This is a genomic window from Parafrankia sp. BMG5.11 (genome assembly GCF_004337455.1).
Window position 1 is genome coordinate 243379 of sequence record NZ_SJXI01000044.1, and the last position, 22811, is coordinate 266189.

Below are 22811 nucleotides of genomic sequence, written 5' to 3' on the forward strand. Positions count from 1 at the left end.
GCGGCTCGTCGCCGGGATCGTCCCGGCGAGATGGTCCTCACCTGTTGTTTCCCCCTTTGGAACGGCGGCGGCGACCTGGCGCCGTGCCCACCGGATCGATGATCTCGAGGTTCCCGTCGGCGTCCGGACCGGGCCCGGACATCGCCGGCTGGGCGCCGTGATCCGCCATCGGCTGGCGGGTGTCGGGGATCGGGGCACTGGTGATCCGCCCGTCCGACCACTGGCCGTCCGGGCCCTGGTTGCCGGACCAGTAGGGGTCCGGCTCCGGCGCCTGCTCCCATTCGGCGCGCGGCCACTGGGCGGGACCGGCGAGGTGGTCGGCGCCGTCGAACGGCCGTGTCGTGATCTCGGTCGTGACCTCTCCCGCCGACATGTCCGGTCCGACCGACAGGTCCCGGGGGGTGCGGTAGAAACGCAGGCCGCGCAGGGTCGGGTGGGCGTCCTCGCTGATCGGCGCGGCGGCCGGAGTCAGTGTCGCGGCCGGCGACAGAGCGGCGCCGACGTCGTCGGTGCCACTGCGGTCGCCGTCAAGGTCGCCGGTACCGGAGTGACCGGTACCGGCGCCACCCGTACGGAGCGCGGCCGTGTCGCCGGAGCCGGCCGTCGCGGACCGTGGCCGTGCCGGGGATCGACCCGGCTCCGCCGCGCCGGCGCGGCGGCGGGAGCCAGGCCTGGCCCGACCGCCGGGGGCTGGCTGGACGTCCAGGGCAGCCCCCGCCGGGCTCGCCGCGGTGAGCACGGGTGCCGCGGGGGCCAGGACGCCCGCGTCAGCCCTGGCCGGGGTCGGCCGCACTCGGCCCGGCGTGGGGTAGCGCTCCGCGGGCACCCGGGGAAGTGCGGTGCCCGCGGGCGAATGGACCGCCGAGGACTCCGTCCGCTGGTCGGGGATGCCGGAGAAGGCGGGATCGGGGCGCATCGTGCCCCCGGTCAGGCGGCGGACCAGCAGCTCGGACTCGGGGTAGGGGTGCTGCGGCGGACGGCGCCGGGCCCGCCGCCGCGCCCACCAGCCGGCGAGCGGGAACAGCGCCACCAGGCCCCACACGATGAGGGCGGGATGGCGGCGGATCAGCGTGTACCAGTGCTTCGGCTCGCGTGACACCCAGGCGTCGGAGTTGTTGCTGTGCACGTCGCGCGGGTTGATCCCGACCGCCTTGCGGGTGTCGACCGCGCGCCAGCCCTCGCCGGCGAGGGTGTTGTGCTGGATCGTGCTGCCGTCCGAGACGCCACGCAGCGTGATGGCGAAGTCGGTGGCGCCGCTCACCTGGTTGCGGCTGACGATGGTGGTGAGGGCGTCCTGGGTGATCACGCCGAGGCGGCCGTCGGCGAGTTTGTTGTCGACGATGGCGGTGCGGCGGGCGTCCGGGCCGATCTGGATGCCGGCCTCCTCCGCCCCCGTCACCTTGTTCCCTGTGATCTGGGTGCCGTTGGCGCCGCTCTTGACGACGATGCCGAGCTGGCCGCCGCTGATCGTGTTAGTGCGGACGACGGTGTTCTCGCCGCCGACGACCCGGATGCCGTACCGGCCGTTGCCGGAGACGGTGTTCTCCTCGATCAGGGTGTCCTTGATCTGGTTGACCTGGACTCCGGTCGCGGTGGCGACCACGCCGAGGCCACGGCCGTCCAGCGAGATGCCGTCGCCGCTGTTGTCATTCACGGTGCTGCGCATCACCCGGGAGCCCGAGGCACGGTCGATGGTCATGCCGTCGCCGTGGTTGCGGGCCGCCGTCACCCCGGACACGAGCGTGGTGATGGCGTCGCGGTGCACGGCCAGGCCGGAGCGCTCGTTGTCGGTGAGGCGCACACCGACCATCTGGATGCCCTCGCTGCCGGAGACGTACGCGCCGTAGATGTTGTCGCTCAGGGTCGAGTTCGCCGCGCCGCCCGTGCTCGGCTCGCCCTTGCTTCCCGTCCAGGCCACGCCGCCGGTCCGGCCGTTCCAGAAGCCGAGGTGGTTGGCGCTGGTGTTGCGCATGATCAGCTCGCCGCCCATGGTGCGGATGTAGGCGCGGCCGTCCACGGTGAGCTTGTCCGGCTCGAGGTTCTGAACGTCCCATCCGACGACGGTCAGCGGCTGCTCCGGGGACCGCCCGGCGAACTCCAGCCCGCCGCGCCAGGTGGCGACCGAGGCGAACCCGGACGCGCCGCTGGCCAGGCGCAACGCGGTCACGCTGGGATCGATCACGAGCCGGGCCTGCGGGCCGACCAGCACGTTCGCGGTGAACAGCACGGCGCCGTCCACCTCGCGGCGCCCGCCGCCGGCCGCGACGACGTCCCCCGCGGTGTAGGGGGCCTGGCGCGCCGGCAGCAGCAGGGTGGGCAGGCTGCCCGCGACCTCGACGAGCGTCGGCGCGGTCAGTACCCCGAAACGTTCGAACATCGAGCGCAGCCGGATGTCCTCGGCGTCGACGAGGTTCGACTGCTTCTTCGCGTCCGCCGAGCTGACCGGGGGCAGCGGCGCCACCGGTTCGGCGTGCGCGGGGACGGCCGTCAGCAGGCCACCGCCCCCGATCGCGGCCGCCGCGAGGGTGGTCAGCGCCGCCCGCCGTATCCAGGACGGGACCCGCGCGGTGACCGGGCGGCCGACCGGGAACGGCGATCCGGCCAGGTGCGGGGGCCTCATCGGGTACCACCCGTCGCGGTCGCCGTCGCCGGGCGGGGGCTCGCGGCCGGGCTGGTTCGCGTGGAGGCGTCGGTCTGGCCCTCCCCGCCGATGAGGTCGGAGCGCCGGGTCAGCCAGCCCTGCTTGTTCATCGACACGAACGCCCAGGTCTTGATGGGCAGCGCGACGACGATGATCATCAACACGGTGAGCGGGAGGATGAAGACGTCCCGCGGGTGCTCCTTGAGGTGGGAGAGCCCGCGGATGAACCGCCCGAGCAGCAGCCAGGCGATCGCGATGATCGGGGCGTTCGCCTCCGGCCGGAACATCCACAGCACGAAGTAGGTCATCGCGACACCCATGGTCACCGGCGTCAGCACGATCTGCAGCACGCTGACCTGGGTGATCAGCGGCTGCCGCCACAGCCAGCCCTTGTAGATGGCTGTCAGGTAGGTCCGGTAGGAGTTCCGGCTCCAGCGCACCCGCTGCTTGATGAAGGCCCGCAGGTTGTCGGGGAACATCGACATCGCGTGCGCCGTGTGCTGGTGCATGGTCTTGTAGCCGGACGCGAGCACCAGCCAGGTCAGCCGGCCGTCGTCACCGGCGATGCACCGCCGGCCGAGGAAGAACTCGTGCTCCAGGTTGTGCAGCACGGGCAGGATCGCCGAGCGCCGGTAGGCCGCCGTGCGCCCGGACAGGCAGGCGACGGCGCCGACCCGGCCCTGCGCCGGCACGTAGTCGAGGTAGCGGATGTCGACGAGCCAGTTCGCGACCCGCCGCCACACGCTGCTGCGCGGCTCGTAGACGTTCTGCCGGGTTCCGACCCCGCCGACCTGCGGGTCGACGAACGGCATCTGCACCGCGGCGAGCAGTCCCGGCTCCCACGCGGTGTCGGAGTCGCAGAGTACGACGATGTCCTTGGTCGCCGCGGACAGTCCGACCCCGAGCGCCGAGCGCTTGCCCTCGTGGACGAACGGGATCACGCGGACCGTCGGGTCGGCGCGCTGGGCGAGCCTCGCGATGAGCTCGGTGTCCTCCACGTCCGGGATGATGATGATCTCGTCCGGCTGCTGGGAGAGCCAGGTCTCCAGGCACCGGATGAGGACGTCGGGGTCTTCCCGGAACGAGGGAACGATCACCGAGGTGCTGGCTCGGAAGTTGTTCCGGACGGGGCGGTACCGGGTGGAGAGCAGGCGGCGAGTGAGCCACACCACCCAGGAGACAACGCCCGCGATCCCGATCGGGACCAGAGATCGATGATCGCGAACGAAATCGATCGCGACGCCGAACCACTCCATCTTGTGTGTTGCCCCCCCAGCTGCAGGCCACCGAGAACGCCAGGGTCATGGGGAAGCGTGTTGGGACGTGTACGAACCATCCGGCGCGCCAGCCGGATGGTTCAGGTCCCCACCGCACCCCCGCCGGTGGTCGCTGATGTCTATCCATTGATAGACGAAGCAGACATTAGCAGTGGTCGGGACAGGGCGTAACTGATCACTGTACCCGGGCACCGGTAACGACAAACCGTCAACGTTAGGTAGTCAACCGGCTACCTGTCGCGGCGTCCGCCCAGCCCCGGCACCCCGCCTCATCTCCCGGAAACGCGAGCGGTCCACAATGCGCTCCGCGGCCTTGCAGCCCGACGTTGAGTGGGGGGATACACACAATGAGCACACCAGAAGCGGGGAGCCCGCTCCGGATCAGCGTTATTGGCACCGGATATCTCGGGGCGACGCACGCGATCTGCATGAGCGAGCTGGGTTTCGATGTTGTCGGCGTCGACGTCGACCAGGACAAGGTGCGCCGGCTCGCCGGCGGCGAGGTGCCCTTCTTCGAGCCGGGCCTCGAGGAGCTCCTGCGCAAGAACCTCGAGACCGGCCGCCTGGCCTTCACGACCTCCTTCGCCGACGCGGCGAGCGCGGACGTGCATTTCCTGTGCGTGGGCACCCCGCAGCGCGCGGACTCGGGCGCGGCCGACATGAGCTACGTCGACGGCGCCGTCGAGCGGCTCCTCGCCGCCCAGCCGAAGGCCGGTTCCCTGCTGGTGGGCAAGTCGACCGTCCCCGCGGGGACGGCCGTGCGCCTCGCCGACTGGCTCGCCCGGGAGGCACCCGAGGTCGATCTCGCGTGGAACCCGGAGTTCCTGCGGGAGGGCTTCGCCGTCGAGGACACCCTGCGCCCGGACCGGCTGGTCTTCGGCCTGCCCGCCGACGACGAGTGGTACGGCGTGGCCGACCGCACCGACCGGGGCGACCACACCGGGCGCCGGGTCCGGGTCGAGGCCAGGCTGCGGGAGGTGTACGCGACCGCGCTGGCCGCCGGCACGCCGGCGGTCGTCGCCGACTTCGCCACCGCCGAGCTGGTCAAGGTGGCGGCGAACGCGTTCCTCGCCACGAAGATCTCCTTCATCAACGCGATGTCCGAGGTCTGCGAGGTGGCGGGCGCCGACGTCAAGACCCTGGCCTCGGCCCTCGCCTACGACACCCGGATCGGCGGGCGGTTCCTCGGCGCGGGCCTCGGCTTCGGTGGCGGCTGCCTGCCCAAGGACATCCGCGCCTTCCAGGCACGCGCCGAGGAGATGGGCGCCGGCCCGGCGCTCGGCTTCCTGAGCGAGGTCGACCGCGTCAACCTGCGCCGCCGCAGCCGGACGGTGGAGCTGGCCATCCACCTGCTCGGCGGCGGTGCGGCCGGGCGGCGGGTCGCCGTGCTCGGGGCCGCGTTCAAGCCGAACAGCGACGACATCCGCGACTCGCCGGCGCTCGACGTCGCCGACGCGCTGCGCAAGGCGGGTGCCCGCGTGACGGTCTACGACCCCGCGGCCATGGCGAACGCCGCCCGCAAGTTCCCCGACCTGCGCTACGCCTCGGGCGTCTCCGAGGCGGTCACCGACGCCGACGTCGTGCTGCATCTCACCGAGTGGGCCGACTTCCGCGAGATCGAGCCGTCGCTGCTGACGTCGCTGGTGCGTCGCCCGGTCATCATCGACGGCCGCAACACCCTCGACCCGCAGCGGTGGCGGGCCGCCGGCTGGATCTACCACGCGCTCGGCCGCCCCAACGTATGAGCGGTCCGGGCAGGCCGGGGGAGGCCGGTCCGGACCGGCGCGGCTGGACGAGGCGGGCCCTGCTCGCCTCGTCCCTTGGCGCGTTCGCGCTGGCGGGGACCGGCTGCGGCCTGGTCTCCGACGACCAGCCGTTCGACCCGGCCAGTGAGATCCTGCCGCCGGACACGGCGGCGCCCGTCGCCGCGCCCGCGACCACCGCCGCCGCGCGGCGCACCCTCGCGGACCCGGCCGCGGCGAAGGAGTTCTTCGGCAAGGACCTGGTGGCCCGGAGCCGGTCGAGCTTCGGGCTGGACCGGGCGGAGATCATGGCATCGGACGATCCGCGCTTCCCGAAATTCCTGCGAATCTCACTTCCGGTTGACGCGATGAACCCCGCGGACGCCAGAATCTACGGCGACGGGCCCACGTACGGCGGGACGCAGGTCTTCGTCGATCACACCCTGAGATCACCCTACGAGTTGTACATGCGTTACTACCTGCGGTTCCCGGAGGGTTTCGCCTTTGGTAAGGGCGGTCGCCTGCCGGGATTCTTCGGCACCATCGTCAAGAACCGTCAGCGCACGGAAACGTTGCGAAGCGGATTGGCGACCCGTTTTGCGTGGCGGGACGGTGACGAAGGAATCGTCTATGCGAACACCGCGCGCACCGATCACCCGATCAATGTGATCGGCAAAGGCGCGTGGCACTGGCCGGCCGGCCGCTGGATCTGTGTGGAGCAGGGCGTCAAGCTCAACTTCGAAGGCTTCGCGGACGGCGTCCTGCTCGTCTGGCTGGACGGTCAGCTCGTCCACAAGGAGCAGAGCTTCAACCCGAGGATCTCCAACGACCTGCGCATCGGTGGGATTCTCGTCACAGCGACCTTCGGCGACGGCGGGACCTCGTTCGCGCCGCCCTCGCCGCAGACCATGGACCTGGCCGGGTTCACCTACGGCACCGCGCGGCTCAACCCGCTCCCGAAACCCGAGGCGACCTGAGCCGGCTCCAGACCTGAGCCGGTCCGGTCAGCCGAAGCGCTCGGCGTCGAGGGTCTCGAACAGCCGTCGGCTGGTGGCCGCCGCCGCCCGGTTCCCCTTCTGCAGGAACCGGGCGCTGGCCGCCTCCAGGCTCTCGGCGGCGTCGTCCTTGCGCCCGGCCCGGTAGAGCACCTCGGCGCGGGCGAGCAGCGCGTTGCCCTGCCCGTCGATGTCGTCGGTGCGGCCGGCCAGGTCGCACGCGGTGTCGGCGAAGCGCAGCGCCTCGGCGTCCCGCCCGGAGATCGCCAGCAGCTTGGCGTGCACCGAGCACCAGCCCGCCTGGGCGGGGAGCTGGTCGCCGGCGGCGGCGTCCCGGCACCGGTTGACGTACTTCTGCGCCTCCTCCAGCTTGCCGCGCCGGACCAGCACGTCCGACAGCAGGGCGGCCCGGGTGGCCAGGTGCGCGCGCTCGCCCATCCGGGAGAGCTGGCGGCAGCTGCGGCGCAGCTCGCGCTCGGCGATCTCCGGCTCGTCGGCGAGCAGCGCCACGCGGGCCACCACGAAGCCGCTGTGGAACGGGTCCGTGCGGGCGCCGCGGATGTCCCCGACGATCTCCTCGGCATCCTTGAGGTGGGTGCGCGCCGCCTCCAGGTCACCGGACATGGCGTTGAGCAGCGCGAGCTGCGCGAGCACCGCCCGACGCAGGCCGCGGTCGTCGCCGGCCGCCTCCAGCGCCCTGGTCGCCTTCGCGATCGCGTAGGGCACCGGGCGCGGCACGAGGCTCAGCAGCAGGACCTGCTCGCGCCGCAGCGAGTGCGCGGCCCTGGGCACCCCGGACTCCTCGGCGTGGCGCACCGCGGTCTCCATGGCCTTCTCCGCGGCCGCGAACTGGCCGGCCGCGCCGACGTCGTCACCGTCCCGGACGAACGCGGCCAGCGCCGCCGTGGCCTCGGTGAGCGTGCTGGCGACCAGGCCCTCGGGGTCGGTCGCGAACAGCACCCGCAGCTGGGCGAGCCGGGCGTGCGCCCGCAGGCCGTCCTCGCCGGCGCGCCGCGCCCGCTCGGTGACCTGCCGCAGGATGCGCTCGGCGTCGGAGAGGCGGCCGAAGGAGTACAGCGCCCAGCCGAGGTCGATCTCAGCCCGCAGCCGCAGCGGGTCGGTCTCCGGCAGCAGCGTGATCGCGCGTTTGAGGAGCTGGGCGGCGCCGGTCTCGTCACCCTGGCGGACGCGGTCTGCCGCCTCGATCAGGCAGGTGGCCGCCGCCCGGCCGAGTTCGATCATCTCGTTGTCGCGCTGCCCGAGCTCGACCCGGTAACGGTAGGCCTGCTCGAGGTGGTAGCCCACCAGCTCGTCGTGCTCACCCGGCCCGCCGACCATCCGCGCCTGCAACCAGCCGGCGAAACGCTGGTGCAGGTCGGCGCGTTGGCGCTTGGACGTCGCCTGGTACGCGCAGTCGCGCAGCAGGACGTGCAGGAACCGGTAGGCGTCGACGCCGGGCAGGTCCGAGCGGTCCGGGTGGACGAGCTCCTTGCGGACCAGTGACAGGCAGTGCTCCGTGACGTACGGGCGCTCGGCCGGGTCGGAGAGCTCGGCGACGGCGTCCAGGTAGAACCGCTCGCCGACCACGGCGGCACGCTCGAGCACCCGGCGCTCCGGGGGCTCGAGGCGGTCGAGTCGGGCGGCCAGCAGCGCGGAGATCGTCGGCGGCACCGTGACCCCGCGCAGGTTCCCGGTGGCGATCCAGCGGGAGCCCTCCCGGCGCAGCAGTCCGTCGTCGACCAGCGCGGCGACCATCTGCTCGACGAACAGCGGGTTGCCCGCCGCCGAGGTGGTGATCCGCGAGACGAGCGCGGGGTCGAGGTCGTCCGAGCCCATCAGGGTGCGGATCAGCCGGTGGCAGCGTGCCTCGGTGAGCGGCGCCAGCAGCATCGACGTGGCGTTCAACTTGCCGCCGCCCCACTCGCGCCGGTCCTCCAGCAGCTCCGGGCGGGACAGGCACAGCAGCAGGATCGGCGCGTCCCGTGACCAGTCGGCGACGTGCTCGATCAGGTCCAGCAGGGTCGGCTCGGCCCAGTGGACGTCGTCGAACCACAGCACCAGCGGGCGCTTCTCGGCCAGGGCCTGGAAGAAGGTGCGGACCGCCCAGAAGCTCTCCTGGGTGCCCAGCTCCGCGCCGCCGAGTCCGACCAGCGGGGCGAGCGCGTCGACCACCTCGGCGGCCTGCGGGACGTCCGCCAGCAGTTCCTTGAGGCGCAGGCGGCCGTCCGGCGCGCTCTCGTCGGCGGACATGCCGGTGGCCTGGCGCACCATCTCCATCAGCGGCCAGTAGGCGATGCCCTCGCCGTAGGACAGGCAGCGGCCGGTGAGCACGGTGGCGCGCGACGCGGTGGCCTGGCAGAACTCGCCGACCATCCGCGACTTCCCGATGCCGGCCGGGCCGAGCACGGTGAACAGGTGGCAGGTCCGCTCCTCGACGACGGCCTCGAAGGCGTCCTGGAGGCGGCGGCGCTCCCGGTTTCGGCCGATCACCGGCGCCGCGAAGCCCTGGGTGGGGGCCCGGCTGCCCGGGCCCGCGGTCGGGTCGACCAGCCCGATCAGGCGGTGCGCCCGCACCGGCTCCCGCTTGCCCTGCACGACCAGCGGGCCCACCGAGCTGACGGTGACGCTGTGCCGGATGAACCGGTACGTGCTGTCACCGATGAGGATCTCGTCGGGTGGCGCCGCCTCCTCCAGCCGGGAGGCGACGTTCACCGGGTCGCCGGTCGCGCCGCCGCCGGCGACGGTCACCTCGCCGGTGTTGATGCCGATGCGCACCCGCAGCCGCAGGCCCCACTCGCGCTGGAGGTCGGCGTTGAGCTCCTCCATCGCCGCGCGGATGTCCAGGCTGGCCCGCACGGCGCGCAGCGCGTCATCCTCGTGCAGCACCGGGATACCGAACACGGCGAACACCGCGTCCCCGATGAACTTCTCGACCGTGCCGCCATGGGCGTGGATGACCTCGCGCACGGTCGTGAAGAACCGCCACATGACCTGCTGCAGCGGCTCGGAGTCGATCTTCTCACCGATGTCCGTCGAACCGGTTATGTCGACGAACATGATGGTCACTGTCTTGCGCGACCCATTGCCCGCGACGGGCAGCGGGTTCCCGCACTCGGAGCAGAAGCGCGCTCGCTTCGGGTTCTCCTCCGCGCATGTCGGGCACGGCACCATGTGCGGGATCGTAGGCCGATCGCGGTGCGGCGCGGCAGGGGATGGGGACACGCGCCGCGCCGGCAGTGACCTATGCCACATCACGGATTCGGTTGGTCCCTTGTTCAGGATGGCAGGTCCCGGTGCAGTGAGGCGCTCGCGGCGGCGGTGAGAACCACCGCCCACGAGATCGCGGCGAGCAGGGACGAGACATGTGTCTCGCTGGTGGGCCAGAGCAGGACGCCCAACGGTGCGGTCGCCGGGCCGTGGAAGCGGGCCCCGTCGAGCACGGCCTCGGCCAGCCCGGACAGGGCGATGGCGCCGGCGGCCGCGGGCGAGCCGCGGGTCAGCGTCCCCACCCCCACTCCGGCCACCCCGGCCGCGCACACCATGAGGACCACGATCACATAGGCCGACAGCAACTCCGCCGGCCGGTCCGCGCGCATCGCCGGCGCGCCATGGCGGGCCGCCCCGCGCGCCCACCAGGCGGCGAACGTCGCCGTGCTCAGCACGGCGCCGATGGCGAGCACGGTGAGCACCTGGGCGCCCAGCACCCGGGACCGCCGCGGGGTGAGCAGCCAGGTGTGGGTGACCGTGCGGTACCGGTACTCGCCGGTCACCAGGATCACCCCGAAGAACATCATCGCGTAGGCGAGCAGGAACCCCGAGCGCGAGCGCAGGCTGTTCCAGGCGACAAGCGGTTCGGCCTGGGCACCCCACAGCAGCAGCAGCGGGACGTGGACCGCCAGTGCGACGCAGAGGCCGACGAGCTGCCACCGCCCCGTTGTGATCTTGAGTAGCTCGGTGGCGACCAGCCGGCCCGTGCCCGGCCCCGTGCCCCGGCGCCCGCGGGAGCGGCCGGAACGGCGGACGACCTCGACGGTCGGGCGGGCCTCGGTCACCGCCACCCGCCTCCGGCCCGCTCGCGCGCCCCGCCGCCGGCCCCGGTGTGTGTCTCGTCGTCGGCCCCGCCGTGCGTCTCGTCGTCGGCCCGGCTGGTCAGGTCGAAGAACGTCCGCTCCAGGTCGGGGCCGGTCGTGTGCAGCTCGACGAGCGGGATCCCGTGGGCCGCGCAGAGCCGTCCGACCTGCTCGGCGAGGCCGTGTGGCAGGCGCAGGCCGTCGGGACCGGTCCGGACGACGTCCTCGGGGCGCAGCAGCTCTGCGAGCCGGTCCGCCTCCGGGGTGCGGACCTCGACGTGCCCGCGGCCCACCTCGGTGGCGGGCGCGGCCAGCACCACCTGGCCGCGGTCGACGATGACGACGTGGTCGACCGTCTGGGTGACCTCGGCGAGCACGTGGCTGGACAGCAGCGCGCTGCGGCCGCTCGCCGCCCACGAGCGCAGGAACCGGCGCAGCCAGCGGATGCCGTCCGGGTCCAGCCCGTTCGCCGGTTCGTCCAGGACGAGCAGCTCGGGATCCCCGAGCAGGGCGCCGGCGATGGCGAGCCGCCCGCGCATCCCCAGCGAGTAGGTGCCGACCGGGCGGTCGGCGGCGGCGGTGAGGTCGACGGCGGCCAGCGCCTCGTCCACGGCCGGGCCGCGCCGCCGCCGGGGCAGGCCGAGCGGCAGCGCCAGGCAGCGAAGGTGGTTGCGCCCGGTGCGGGCCGGGTGCGCCGCCGGCTCGAGCACGGCACCGACTGTGCGGGCCGGGGCGGGCAGCTCGCGGTACGGCCGACCGTTGATCAGGGCGTGCCCGTCGGTGGCGGCCACCATGCCCAGCAGAATTCGCAGCGTCGTCGTCTTGCCCGACCCGTTGGCACCGAGGAACCCGGTCACCGTCCCGGCGGGCACGGTGAACGAGACATCACGCAGTGCTTCCACTCGCCCGTACCGCTTCGTCAGCCGGTGGACGTCCACCACCGCCGGCGCGGTGCCGGTGCCGGCACTGGGCCAGGCGCCGGGCTCGCTGGCCACAGCGGGGCGCGCGCCGCCGGCCCGGCCGCTGGTGGGGCGGTCGCCGCCGCGGCGCGGGGTTTCACCCACCGTGAGAGCTCCGGTTACCGTGGCCTCCTCGGGTTGGCGCGCCCAGGTGCTCACCTCACGGTAACGGCACCGTGTTAACGGCAGCCGCGTTGTCCCGCACCTGCGCCAGGAGCCGGCCCAGAGTGGCCCGATCGTCCGCCGACAACCCGTCGGTGAAGCGTCGGACGGCGGCCGACGCGCAGGCACGCCCGGCCTCCAGTGTGGTCTTTCCCTCCGGCGTCAGCTCCAGCAGGATCGCGCGGCGGTCGGCCGGGTCGATCTGGCGGCGCACGAGGCCGTCGGCCTCCAGCCCGTCCACTGTCTCGGTCATCGTCCGGGGTGCCACGGAGACGGCGCTCGCCAGGTCCCGCAGCCGCAGGGGGCCGGTCTCCGCGACGAGCCGCAGGACCTTGAGTCGGGGCAGGGTCAGGCCGGCGCCGGCCCGCAGCGACTCGTTGACCCCGCGCCTGACCTGGTGGCCGAGGGCGAGGATGAGGTCGACGACCTCGTCGCCGGTGTCGGGTGGGGGCATGGGCCGGCCGTCCTCTCTGCTGGCGGTGCACGGCTGCACGGCTGCACGCGGTGCGCAGCTGCTGGTGGTGCGGGCTGCCGGAGGTGCGCGGCCGGCAGCCCGGATTTCTGAGCCTCATCTATTATGAGGGAACCTCAGTGAAATGGGAAGAGTTCGTCTGCGGAAAGTGAACGATCGGGAACCTGGCGTGTGCGGCGCCGATCCGGGTCGATCCTGGCCAAATTAGATCAAATTGCAAACGCGCGGACGCGAACCCGAACCGAATGGAGCTGCTGTGGACGCCCTCGACTGCCTGATGACCCGACGCACCGCGACCCGGCTCGTGGAGCCCGGCCCCACCGACGAACAGCTCGCCGTCATGCTCGCCGCCGCGACCACCGCGCCGGACCACAAGATGCTGCGCCCGTGGCGGTTCGTGGTGGTGCGCGGCGAAGCCCGCGAGGTGCTGGCGAACGCCATCACCGCGGCGGCCGAGGCGGTCGGCGGCCTGGCCGAACCGGTCATCCGTAAGGCCGCGGGCAAGGCGACCCGCTCGCCGGTCCTCATCGCCGTGATCGCCTCCCGGGTGCCCGGCGCGCGCGTCCCCCGCGCCGAGCAGGACGCGTCCGCCGCTGCCGCGGCGCAGAACCTCTGCCTCGCCGCGCACGCCCAGGGAGTCGCCTCGGCGTGGAAGTCGACGCCGCTGCCCGACAGTGACCAGGTCCGCGCGGTGTTCGGCCTGACGGGCGGCGAGGAGCTGCTCGGCTGGGTGGAGCTGGGGACGCTCTCGGACGCCATCCCGCTGCCGCCGCGTGAGCCGGTCGCCCTGTCCGCGGTGGCCTCCGAGCTGACCACGGGCGGCCAGCTCGCCCCGGTCGAGTGGGCGGCCCAGCCCGTCCCCGTCGACGCCTAATGACCGGCCCGCCGGCTGGTACGCGGGCGATCGTCCGGGCTCTCCCACCCGGCCCGCCCGGGCCGCCCGGCCCCGGCGGCACCAGAAGACATGGCACCAGGAGACACGGCACCAGGAGACACGGGTCGGCACCCCGGGATGGCGGACTCGTCGGCACCCGTAGGAGGAATGTGGGCCTCAGTGGGGTAGGACACCCCCGCGGTCGGACGCCCGCGCCGATCCGAGCCGGATGGAGGAGCTTCCGGGAGAGCGCCGATCACCCGGCCTGGAATCACATCCAGACCACTAGCCAGCAGCAACGGGACGACGGTCTCGGGCCCGGACAACCGGCCCGTTCCGGCCGCCGCCCGGCGCCCGTTCCGGTCAACTGGCCGCATTCGGTGCCAGCGGCTACCTAAGCTGGATCGAGGCTGTGGGCCGGACCTGCGAGGGGAGGGATGCCGTGACCGGTGATCGTCCGTTTGGCGTGGCCTCCCGCGGCACCTCGTCGGGGCACTTTCGGGGTGCCCCCACCGCCCTCGATTCGCTACATCGGAACAACTTCGACGGCCCGGTTCGCTCCACCGTTCTCTCACGTGCCGGTCTTCGTGTGGTGATCGTCGGTGCGGCCCTCGCTGCCGCGCTCGCCGGTTGCGGCGAGGCGGGGAGTGACACGACGACCACCCGGCCCGAGCCGGCGGTGGCCGCGGCCCCGCAGCCACCGGGAGCGGGTTCGTCCTCGTCCGCGGGCTCCGGCGAGGACGCCGGGTCGGCGGGTGACGGTCAGACCACGGCCGGTGCGGGCACTCCCGGCGCGGACTCCGCGGCGGGCGGGCCGGGGAGCACCGGCTCGGCTTCGGCGGGCGCCGGTGCGCCGGGTTCCAACCCGCAGGCGGGGACCGGCCCGAGCACGCCGGCCGGCCCGGAGGCGCAGACCAGCCCGGACGCGCAGTCCGCGGAGCCCACCGGCCCGGTCGTGCCCGACCTGCCGTCGGTGGCGCCGTCGCCGGTGTTCCTGGGCGAGGCCTGCGTCCCGGGGCGTGATGAGGAGCCCGCCGTCGCCGTCAACGGGCTGGTTCTCTACTGCGTGCCCGGCGAAGCCGGTACCGGGTCGGCCGTCTCCGGCCGGTGGTCGCCGGAGGCTCCGGCGCAGTCCACCCGGTCACGGCCCGAGCCGGGCAGCGAGTGCGAGCCCGCCGACGCGGGGCAGATCGTCCCGGGTGCCGACGGCCGTCCGGTCACCTGCCTGCGTGAGCCCGACGGCGGGATGCGCTGGGCGGACGTCTCCTGACCGCGGTCAGCTCGCCGGTCGGTGCCAGTTCGCCGGACCGAGCCGGTTCGCTGGCTGGCTGGCTGGCGTCAGCTTGCCGGCCGGTGTCGGCTCCGCCGCCGCGGGCGCAGGAGTTCGGCGAGTGACCACACCGGCGGGAGCATCAGCAGGCCGAAGACGGCCGCCCATGCCCAGGGATGATCGGCCAGGTAGGGCACCGCGTCGTCGTGTAGCCAGGGGAAGAGATGGTCACCCACGACCGGGATCACCCCCGCCGCGGCCACCACCGCCAGCCCCGCCACGCCCACGACGGCCAGCCCCGCGGGCAGCACCCGCCAGCCCGTGAGGCTGATCAGCAGCAGCCCCGTCACGGCCACCAGCAGCCCCACGCCGCCCATCGGGCCGGACAGGATGAGCGCGCCCGCGAGTCCGGCGGCGAGCAGCACCGTGCCGAGGGCGATCGTCGCCCGGCGCCGGCCGCGCGTCACGTCGTCCACCAGCGCGTAGGCGACGCGGGCGATGGCGCGCACCGCCGCGACCGCCGGACGCAGCGGCCGCGGCAGCGCGCGCAGCGACGCCAGCCACCCGGTGAGGACCGCCAGCACCTGGGCGACCGTGATGGCGAGGATCGGGCTGTTGGCCCGATCGGTCAGCCGCTCGTCCGAGACGCGGCACGCCCGCAGCACCCGGGCGGCGTCGGCGGGATCGAGCTGGGCCGGGCCGGGCGCCATCGCGTCGAGGAACTCCCGGGTGGGCGCGGAGCCGACCCGGGCACCGGCGATGTCCGCCCGGACGGCGTCGGCGACGCTGGTCAGCTCGCCGGCGGCGATCTCGCGTTGGATCCCGGCGGCGACCCAGGCCGCGGTCTCGGGCAGGGCGGCCGGCACGGCCGCGTCCGGGTCGTCGAGCCAGGCGAGCTCGTCGAGGACGTCCGCGGTGACGGGGCCCGCGGCGACCGTCGCCAGCAGCTCCACGAATTCGGTGAGCCAGGTCGCGGTGCTGTCGGGCGGTTCCGCGCCCGGCGCGGCGGCATCGCGTAAGTGGACCAGCCGCCGGGGGTCGAGCAGGATGCGGGCCAGCCAGGCGGCGCCGTCCAACCGGCCCCACATCCAGTCGCTGGCCCGCCAGGACGACTTCGCGAACGCGCCGAAGTTGCCGAGTTGGAGCCCGGTCAGCTTCCGGTCGGCGCTCGCCCGTGACGGGTCCAGATCGCAGCGGATGTCCGCGCTCACCTGGACCAGCTCCACCGGCTGGTCGACGACGTCCCCGCCGGTCAGGGCGTGGGTGACCAGGTGCAGGTCGAGCAGGGCCAGCGCGGCCCGCGAGCGCCGGGTGGGGAGGTAGCCGACGAAGTCCCGCAGGGTGCGGGTGGCGACCCGGCGCCGCCCGGCGAGGCTCAGCCCGTTCGTGTGGGTGCGCGGCCCTGGCGCGATCAGCGCCGCGGGCCCGAAGGGCCGGTCCTCGTCCTGCCCGTCCCGCTCGTGTCGACCCCCGTGCTCCCCGTCCCCGTGGCCGGGCCTGTCCGCGCGGTCGGTTGTGGCCGTCCGCGATGGTGCTGAGCGGGCGAGGACGCCGGTCAGAAGACCGCGCAGGTTCTCGGTGACCGAGCCCAGCGTGCTCCAGGCGAGCGTGAGGTCGGTCCGGCTGGTCTCCTCGTCGCCGGCGCCGCGTAGCCAGCGGCGGGTCGCCTCGGCCACCACGGCGGCGGACGACGCCCCCGCCAGGTCGCGCAGGGTGTGGCGGACGACGGTGAAGCCGCCCCGGTTCGCCGGCGTCGACGGGAGCGGGAGCAGCTGTGCTCCGGCCTGCTCGCGGGGCGCGACGACCGCCGCGTGCACCTCCCGGGCCAGCGTCGCCAGCGCCACCCGGTCGTCCGGGCCGGTCGACAGGAGGTAGGCCTCGTTGATCATCGAAATCAGGATGCCCTTGGCGGCGTCCACCGCGGGGCGGCCCAGCCGCCAAAGGTCACCGAGGTCGTCCGGGCCGGGCAGCCGGTCCGGGAACTCCGCCAACGCGGCCGCGACCGCCGCGGCCCGCAGGTCCGTCCGTCCGGCCGGGTCCGCGAGCAGCGTCGCCGCGTCCGCGCCGACGTCCGCGCCGATGTTCGTGTCGGCGTTCGTGTCGGTGACGATCCGGTCCAGCGTGCTCAGGACGACGTCCGCGGCGCGTTCGGCCTCGCGGTGGCGGTAGGCCTCGTAGATTGCCTCGTCGGCGAGGCGGGGGCCGCCGGCCGGGGCGAGGCGGAACAGCCCGCGCCGGCTCGCGCGGACGCCGCGTACCGCCTCGTTGTGGTCCCTGATGCGCCGCAGGTCGCTCGCGATCGACTGGTTCAGCGCCGCGCCCAGGGCGCCGAGCAGCGTGTCGGAGACTGTCGGCGTCGACCCGTCGTCTCGGCTCGGCGTGGGGTCGTCCGGCGGGTTGGGCGCGGGCACCACGTAGGCGAGCACGCGGCGGACCTGCCGCCCGTGCGCCGGCCGGTCGAAGATCTCTTGCAGGGCCGGCCCGATCGGGCGGTTCACCAGGATGCCGCCGTCGGAGCCGTAGAAGCCGCTGGCCGCGTTGACGTAGTCGGCCATGTCGGGATGGTCCGCGTCGGGCGAGCTTTGGACGGGAATGTAGGCCGGCTCGAAGGCACCGGGGAAGGCCGCGCTGGCCCGGGCGGCAAGCGCCAGGCGGTTGGCCGCCTCGGGGTCGGTCAGGTCGTCCTCGCCGAAGACGAACAGGCCGCGGTGGTCGAGGTCGCGGACGATGCCGCCGAGGTCGTCCGACCAGCGCGCCGACTCGCCGCGCAGGATCGTGGTCGTGATGAACACCGAGGTCGGGCGAACCGTCCGCGCGGATCTGGCGCGCCTCGCCTCGGCGGTGTGACCGCTTCGGGACGGGGGCTCGAGGCTGCGCAGCGCGGTCTGCAGGGCGGGCAGCATCACGGCGTCGCCGCGCAGCAGCGACGGGAAGCTCCGCTCGCCCGGGCGTCGCATCAGCTCGCGCAGTGATCCCAGCGTGATCCACAGATCGCGCAGCGGGCCCAGGTCGGCGTCGTGGGCGTTGGCGTAGCCGAGCAGCGCCGCGTTGATCCCACCCGCAGAGGCCCCGGCCAGGACGTCCACCGACACCTCGACGTCGAGGATCTCCAGTAGCGCCGCCCAGCGGGACGCGGCCGCCGCGTCGGCGGCAGACAGGCCCTGGTCTCCGGTCCCGGCCACGCCGACGTGACCGTCACCCGCGGCGCGGTCGCGGTGTGCGGAGGCGCCGGTCAGGAGGTTGATCTCCCGGGCGACGCCGCCCATCCACACCGCCAGGCTCGCGCCGCCGGTCATCACGACCGCGAGCCGGACCTCCTGGGTCGACCCGTCGTCGGACTCGTCGGCGACCGCCGCCCTGCCCTCCGTCATGGCCGCAAGACTAAACGTGCCGGACATTACTGACTCGACGTACTTTCCGCCCGACTCCGAACGGATGCGGCTTTCGTCGGCGGATCACCTGGAACCTTGGTTACTCACGGGTAGCATGGGGCATGACCTACCAGCGAGTAACTACGCCCGCGCCGCCGATGATCATGCGGTGAGCCGGAGGGGAGGAGCCGTCCATGGGGCACTACCGGAGCAATCTCCGCGACATCGAGTTCAACCTGTTCGAGGTGTTCGGCGTGGACCGGACGCTCGGGACCGGGCCCTTCGCGGAGATGGACCGCGACACAGCGCATGAGGTGCTCGCCGAGTTGGAGCGGGTCGCCGTCGGGCCGATCGCCGAGTCCTTCGAGGACGCCGACCGGCACCCGCCGACACTCGACCCCGCCACCGGCACCGTCACGCTGCCCGAGTCGTTCCGCAAGTCCTTCGCGGCGGCGCAGGAGGGCGAGTGGTGGCGGCTCTACGTCCCGCCGCACCTGGGCGGCATGGGTGCCCCGCCGACCATCGCCTGGGCGGCGTCCGAGCTGCTCCTCGGGGCGAACCCGGGGGTGTTTCTGTACATGGCCGGGCCGACGTTCGCCGCGATCCTCGAGGGCATCGGCACGCCATGGCAGAAGAAGATCGCGAACTGGGCCATCGAGCGGCACTGGGGCGCGACCATGGTGCTGACCGAGCCGGACGCCGGCTCCGACGTCGGAGCCGGCCGGACGCGGGCCGTCGAGCAGCCGGACGGGACCTGGCACATCGAGGGTGTGAAGCGGTTCATCACCAGCGGTGACTGGGACATCCCGGAGAACATCCTCCACCTGGTGCTCGCCCGCCCGGAGGGGCACGGCCCCGGCACCAAGGGCCTGTCGATGTTCGTGGTGCCCAAGTACCTGCCCGACCCCGGGACCGGTGAGCCGGGTGCCCGTAACGGCGCCTACGTCACGAACCTCGAGAAGAAGATGGGCCTGAAGGTCTCGACCACCTGCGAGATGCGCTTCGGCGAGCGCGAGCCGGCCGTCGGATGGCTCGTCGGCGACGTCCACGACGGCATCGCGCAGATGTTCCGGGTCATCGAGTACGCCCGGATGATGGTCGGCACGAAGGCGATCGCCACGTTGTCCACCGGGTACCTCAACGCGCTGGCCTTCGCCCGCGAGCGGATCCAGGGCGCCGACCTGACCCGGGCGTCGGACAAGACCGCGCCCCGGGTGGCCATCATCAACCATCCCGACGTGCGCCGGATGCTCATGCAGCAGAAGGCCTACGCGGAGGGGATGCGTGCCCTCGTGCTGTACACCGCTACCTTCCAGGACGCCGTCACGCTGGCGGCGGCCCGCGGCGAGGCGGACGACAACGCGGTGCGGATGAACGACCTGCTGCTCCCGATCGTGAAGGGATTCGGCTCGGAGCGCTCCTACGAACTGCTGGCGAGCTCGCTGCAGGTCCTCGGCGGTTCCGGATACCTGCAGGACTACCCGATCGAGCAGTACATCCGCGACGCGAAGATCGACACCCTGTACGAGGGCACGACTTCCATCCAGGGCCAGGACCTCTTCTTCCGGAAGATCGTCCGGGACAAGGGTCGGGCGCTGACCACTCTGTTCACGCAGGTCCAGGAGTTCGTGAAGGGCGAGGCGGGCAACGGCGCGCTCCGCGCGGAGCGGGAGTCGCTGGGCGCGGCGCTCGACGAGTGCCAGGCCATGGTCGGTTCGATGGTCGGGTTCCTCACCGCCACCGCCCAGGACAAGTCCCAGGTCTACCGGGTCGGGCTGAACACCACGCGGCTGCTGATGAGCATCGGCGACCTCGTCGTCGGCTGGCTGCTGCTGCGCGGTGCCGACACGGCGCTACGTGGGCTGGACGGCTCCCCGTCCGAGCGCGACCGGGCGTTCTACGAGGGCAAGATCGCGGCCGCGCGCTGGTTCGCGGCCAACATCCTGCCGGAGCTGCGCACACGCCGGACGGTGCTGGAGGGCACCGGTCTCGGGCTGATGGAGATGTCCGAAGCGGCGTTCTGACCGTTCGTCCCAGCTCGTTTCAGCCTGGTCGGATCGGTCCAGCCAGTGTGATCCTCCCGGGGCCGCGGTCGTGTCGGCGCGGCCCCGGGAGGATCTTTGTCCGGGCTGGTTCGCGTGGAGTTGTGGCTACCCGCGGCGACCAGGGTCGCGCTCCGTCGTGGAGATGTGCCGATCGTGGTTCTACGGTGTCCGATCTGGGGTAGACGAGCCGTATGGGAACCCCGCTGAGCCTTCTCCTCTTCGCACTGGGTGCCGTGCTCGCCTTCGCCGTCCGTTCCGAACCGTCCGGCCTCGACCTCACGGCGGTCGGGGTGATCCTCATGATCGTGAGCATCGTGGGCCTGGGCGTCACGCTCTACCGCGATCAGTGGCGCCGGAAGATCGTCGAGGAGTCGATCGAGCACGGCGCCGCGCCTCCGATCAGCGTGGACGACACCGTGCTGGTCGACCCGTCCATGCAGATCGAGGCCCCGTCCCACCAGGATCCCGTCCGCCCCGAGACCGGCCACGAGCGCCCCGAGACCGGCCACGAGCGCGGTGTGCCGCACCGGCCGCTGCAGTCGTCCGACGGCAGGTGACGACATGCGGGCATCCCGGTACGGGCCCGGATCCAGGTAGGGGCCGGCTGGCTCAGGTGGTGCGCAGCGGCGGGAACGCCTGGTCGAGCTCGTTGCGCATGTCCCGCTTGAGCAGGTCGTCGGCCTCGGAGGACGACTGGCCCTCGAGAAGGAACCGGGCGACCCGCAGCGTGAGGTCCACGCGCTCGGCCAGGTTGAGCGCCCCGTTGAACCGGCCGCTGGTGCTGGCGGAGGTCAGAACCTTCGCGACGAACTCGTCGGCGGCCTGCAGAGCCTCCACGCGCGTCATGCGTTCACCTCTTCGTGGTGGAAGTTGAGCCGGATGCCGGGTGTGAGGCGCAACCGTACCAGGCAGGACACCTGTCTCCGTTGTGCACCCCTATGCGTCCGTTGTTCCCGGGGGGTGTATGTGGCGAACTGCGTAGTTCGCCCCGATCAACCAGCCGGCCGGAAGCCCCACCAAAAGCTCACTCCAAGCCGCGGCCGGACGTCCCGTCGAGGCTCGAGTCGTTGTGCGTCGTGTAACCGGGCTGTGGGGTGGCTGGCGCGGCCCGGTTCGCCCGGATCCTCCGCTGTAGGCGGGCTTTCCGGGTCGCCGGCCGCCCCACGGGTCAGCTCCAGGCGAGCGCGATGACGGGGTCGGCGAGGACGGCCGCGACGTCGGCCAGGACCGCCGAGCCGAGCTCGCCGTCCACGACGCGGTGGTCGAAGGACAGCGCGAGGTGGGCCACCGTCCGTACCGCCAGCTCGCCTTCGTGCACCCAGGGAGCCGGGCGGATCGCGCCGAGGGCGAGGATCGCGGCCTCACCGGGATTGAGGACCGGTGCCCCGGTGTCCACCCCGAGAACTCCGACGTTGGTGATGGTGATGGTCCCGCCGGAGAGGTCGGCCGGGCGCAGCCGGTCGGCGCGCGCGGCCTCGGTGAGGGAGTGCAGGCTGCGGGCGAGGTCGACCAGGCCGCGCGATCCGGCGTCCGGGATGTTCGGGACGACCAGGCCACGCGGCCCGGCCACGGCGATGCCGAGGTTGATCCGCTCGTGCACCTGGATCTCGGCGTTCTCCCCGGACGTGTCGCCCACCCAGGTCGAGTTGATCATTGGGTGGCGCCGGACGGCGGTGAGGAGCGCCTTCGCCACGAGCAGCAGCGGCGTGACCCGGATGCCGGCGAAGTCCGGCAGGGCGGCGATCCGCTCGCGGGCCGCCATCGTCTCGGTGACGTCCACGCTGAGGAACTCGGTGGCGTGCGGGGCCGAGAACACGCTGGCCACCATCGCCCGTGCCATGGTGCGCCGCACGCCCGTGACGGGGATCCGCCAGATCCGGTCGGTGTCGTTGAATCCGGCGTCGGGCGGGATGGCTCCGGGCACCCGCCGCATGGTCTCCGCGTGTCCGTTCAGTTCCGGCTGGCGCGGGCCGTCGATTCCGTTGGACGAAGGGACAACGCCAGGGACACGGACCGGCCCAGTGCGGGTCGTCGGAGTGGCGGTGGTGGGGACGGGCGCGGGCTCGGGGGGCGTGGCCTGACGCGCCGCGGTTTCGACGTCGGCGCGGCTGATGGTGCCCGCGGGACCGGTGCCCGCGAGCGTGGAGAGGTCCACACCCAGATCACGCGCGAGCTTGCGGACGGGTGGCTTCGCCGCGACGCGCCCATGCCGCGGGGCCGCCCCGATCGGCACTACGGCTGATCGGTCCGGCGCACCGGCCGCGGCCGACGCCGGGGATACGGCTGGCGCCGAGGCCGGCACCGACGACACGACGGGTGCCATGGCCCCGGGCGCCGAGCTGGCAGTGGGCGCTGTGCCGGGAGCGGGCGCGGGGGCGGCGATGGTCGCCGCGGGCGTCGTCGAGCCGGGCAGGGGGCCGTCCGGGTTGCGGGGGCGCCGCCGCCGGCGCGGGCCGGAGTCGCTGCGCGGGCCGTACCCCACCAGCATCGGGGTGCGCCCGGCGGCCATCGGTGACAGGTCGGCCGTGCCGGGCCCCCCTGGGACGTCCGCGGCCTCTCCGGTCCGGGACACGGGCAGGGATGCCGCGCCGTTGCGAGTGGCGTCCCCCGGCATGGTCTCCTGGCCGGTGGCTTCGGTAGCTCCGGTGACTGACCCGGTCGTCGGGCCGGTCGCGGGCTCGTCGCCCGGCTCGTCGATGGTCAGCAGCGGCGCGCCCACGGCGAGCTCGGTGCCGGCCTCGCCGTGCCGTTCGACGAGCACACCCGCGAACGGGGACGGGATCTCGACGACCGCCTTGGCCGTTTCCACCTCGACCAGCGGCTGGTTGACCGTCACGGTCTCGCCGACCTCCACCAGCCACCGGACGATCTCCGCCTCGGTCAGCCCCTCGCCGAGATCGGGGAGGCGGAACTGTCGATGGGTCACCGGAGAT

The 22811-nt window shown here is 73.1% G+C and carries 15 protein-coding genes; 6 read left to right on the plus strand and 9 right to left on the minus strand.

Features of this window, described 5'->3' with window-relative positions; all coding sequences use genetic code 11:
- Positions 1-37: 37 nt before the first annotated feature.
- Positions 38-2620 carry a right-handed parallel beta-helix repeat-containing protein gene (locus E0504_RS28375; RefSeq protein WP_235014225.1) on the minus strand — a complete coding sequence of 861 codons (2583 nt, stop codon included), beginning with the start codon at positions 2618-2620 and terminating at the stop codon, positions 38-40.
- Positions 2617-3897 (minus strand): glycosyltransferase family 2 protein, encoded by a 1281-nt coding sequence (locus E0504_RS28380; protein WP_131626119.1) that lies wholly within the window; start codon positions 3895-3897, stop codon positions 2617-2619. The genes E0504_RS28375 and E0504_RS28380 overlap by 4 nt, the downstream gene beginning before the upstream one ends.
- Positions 3898-4265: 368 nt before the next feature.
- On the opposite strand from E0504_RS28380, the gene E0504_RS28385 reads away from it, so the two are divergent.
- Positions 4266-5663, plus strand: a complete 1398-nt coding sequence (locus tag E0504_RS28385) for a UDP-glucose/GDP-mannose dehydrogenase family protein (protein ID WP_112107296.1) — start codon at positions 4266-4268, stop codon at positions 5661-5663.
- The gene (locus E0504_RS28390) at positions 5660-6637 is read left to right on the plus strand and encodes a polysaccharide lyase (RefSeq protein ID WP_131626120.1); all 978 of its coding nucleotides are present in this window, start codon (positions 5660-5662) and stop codon (positions 6635-6637) included. Before E0504_RS28385 ends, E0504_RS28390 begins: the two co-directional genes overlap by 4 nt.
- 27 nt (positions 6638-6664) lie before the next feature.
- Here the strand turns inward: E0504_RS28390 and E0504_RS28395 are convergent, their stop codons facing one another.
- The 4 genes from E0504_RS28395 to E0504_RS28410 all read right to left on the minus strand — a co-directional run bounded on the left by E0504_RS28395 (position 6665) and on the right by E0504_RS28410 (position 12300).
- Positions 6665-9826: an adenylate/guanylate cyclase domain-containing protein gene (locus E0504_RS28395; protein ID WP_131626121.1), complete on the minus strand. Its 3162-nt coding sequence runs from the start codon at positions 9824-9826 to the stop codon at positions 6665-6667.
- 104 nt (positions 9827-9930) lie between these two features.
- Complete coding sequence (locus tag E0504_RS28400; protein ID WP_235014223.1) at positions 9931-10707, minus strand: ABC transporter permease; 777 nt, start codon at positions 10705-10707, stop codon at positions 9931-9933.
- Positions 10704-11720 (minus strand): ABC transporter ATP-binding protein, encoded by a 1017-nt coding sequence (locus tag E0504_RS28405; RefSeq protein ID WP_112107302.1) that lies wholly within the window; start codon positions 11718-11720, stop codon positions 10704-10706. The genes E0504_RS28400 and E0504_RS28405 overlap by 4 nt, the downstream gene beginning before the upstream one ends.
- Positions 11721-11844: 124 nt before the next feature.
- Positions 11845-12300 (minus strand): MarR family winged helix-turn-helix transcriptional regulator, encoded by a 456-nt coding sequence (locus E0504_RS28410; protein ID WP_112107292.1) that lies wholly within the window; start codon positions 12298-12300, stop codon positions 11845-11847.
- A gap of 274 nt (positions 12301-12574) precedes the next feature.
- Here E0504_RS28410 and E0504_RS28415 point away from each other — a divergent pair, with 274 nt between their 5' ends.
- The gene (locus E0504_RS28415; protein ID WP_112107289.1) at positions 12575-13192 is read left to right on the plus strand and encodes a nitroreductase; all 618 of its coding nucleotides are present in this window, start codon (positions 12575-12577) and stop codon (positions 13190-13192) included.
- 442 nt (positions 13193-13634) lie between these two features.
- Positions 13635-14462 carry a hypothetical protein gene (locus E0504_RS28420; RefSeq protein WP_243657653.1) on the plus strand — a complete coding sequence of 276 codons (828 nt, stop codon included), beginning with the start codon at positions 13635-13637 and terminating at the stop codon, positions 14460-14462.
- A 68-nt stretch (positions 14463-14530) separates the two neighbouring features.
- Here the strand turns inward: E0504_RS28420 and E0504_RS28425 are convergent, their stop codons facing one another.
- Positions 14531-17860: a patatin-like protein gene (locus E0504_RS28425; protein WP_112107285.1), complete on the minus strand. Its 3330-nt coding sequence runs from the start codon at positions 17858-17860 to the stop codon at positions 14531-14533.
- 167 nt (positions 17861-18027) lie between these two features.
- On the opposite strand from E0504_RS28425, the gene E0504_RS28430 reads away from it, so the two are divergent.
- Positions 18028-19857 carry an acyl-CoA dehydrogenase gene (locus tag E0504_RS28430; RefSeq protein WP_112107283.1) on the plus strand — a complete coding sequence of 610 codons (1830 nt, stop codon included), beginning with the start codon at positions 18028-18030 and terminating at the stop codon, positions 19855-19857.
- Positions 19858-20069: 212 nt separating this feature from the next.
- Positions 20070-20435 (plus strand): DUF6458 family protein, encoded by a 366-nt coding sequence (locus E0504_RS28435; RefSeq protein WP_235014220.1) that lies wholly within the window; start codon positions 20070-20072, stop codon positions 20433-20435.
- A 52-nt stretch (positions 20436-20487) separates the two neighbouring features.
- Here the strand turns inward: E0504_RS28435 and E0504_RS28440 are convergent, their stop codons facing one another.
- Both E0504_RS28440 and E0504_RS28445 read right to left on the minus strand, forming a co-directional pair.
- Positions 20488-20724, minus strand: coding sequence for a hypothetical protein (locus E0504_RS28440; RefSeq protein ID WP_018504030.1), 237 nt, complete (start codon positions 20722-20724; stop codon positions 20488-20490).
- A 322-nt stretch (positions 20725-21046) separates the two neighbouring features.
- The gene (locus E0504_RS28445) at positions 21047-22804 is read right to left on the minus strand and encodes a dihydrolipoamide acetyltransferase family protein (RefSeq protein WP_131626122.1); all 1758 of its coding nucleotides are present in this window, start codon (positions 22802-22804) and stop codon (positions 21047-21049) included.
- Between the last annotated feature and the right edge of the window lie 7 nt (positions 22805-22811).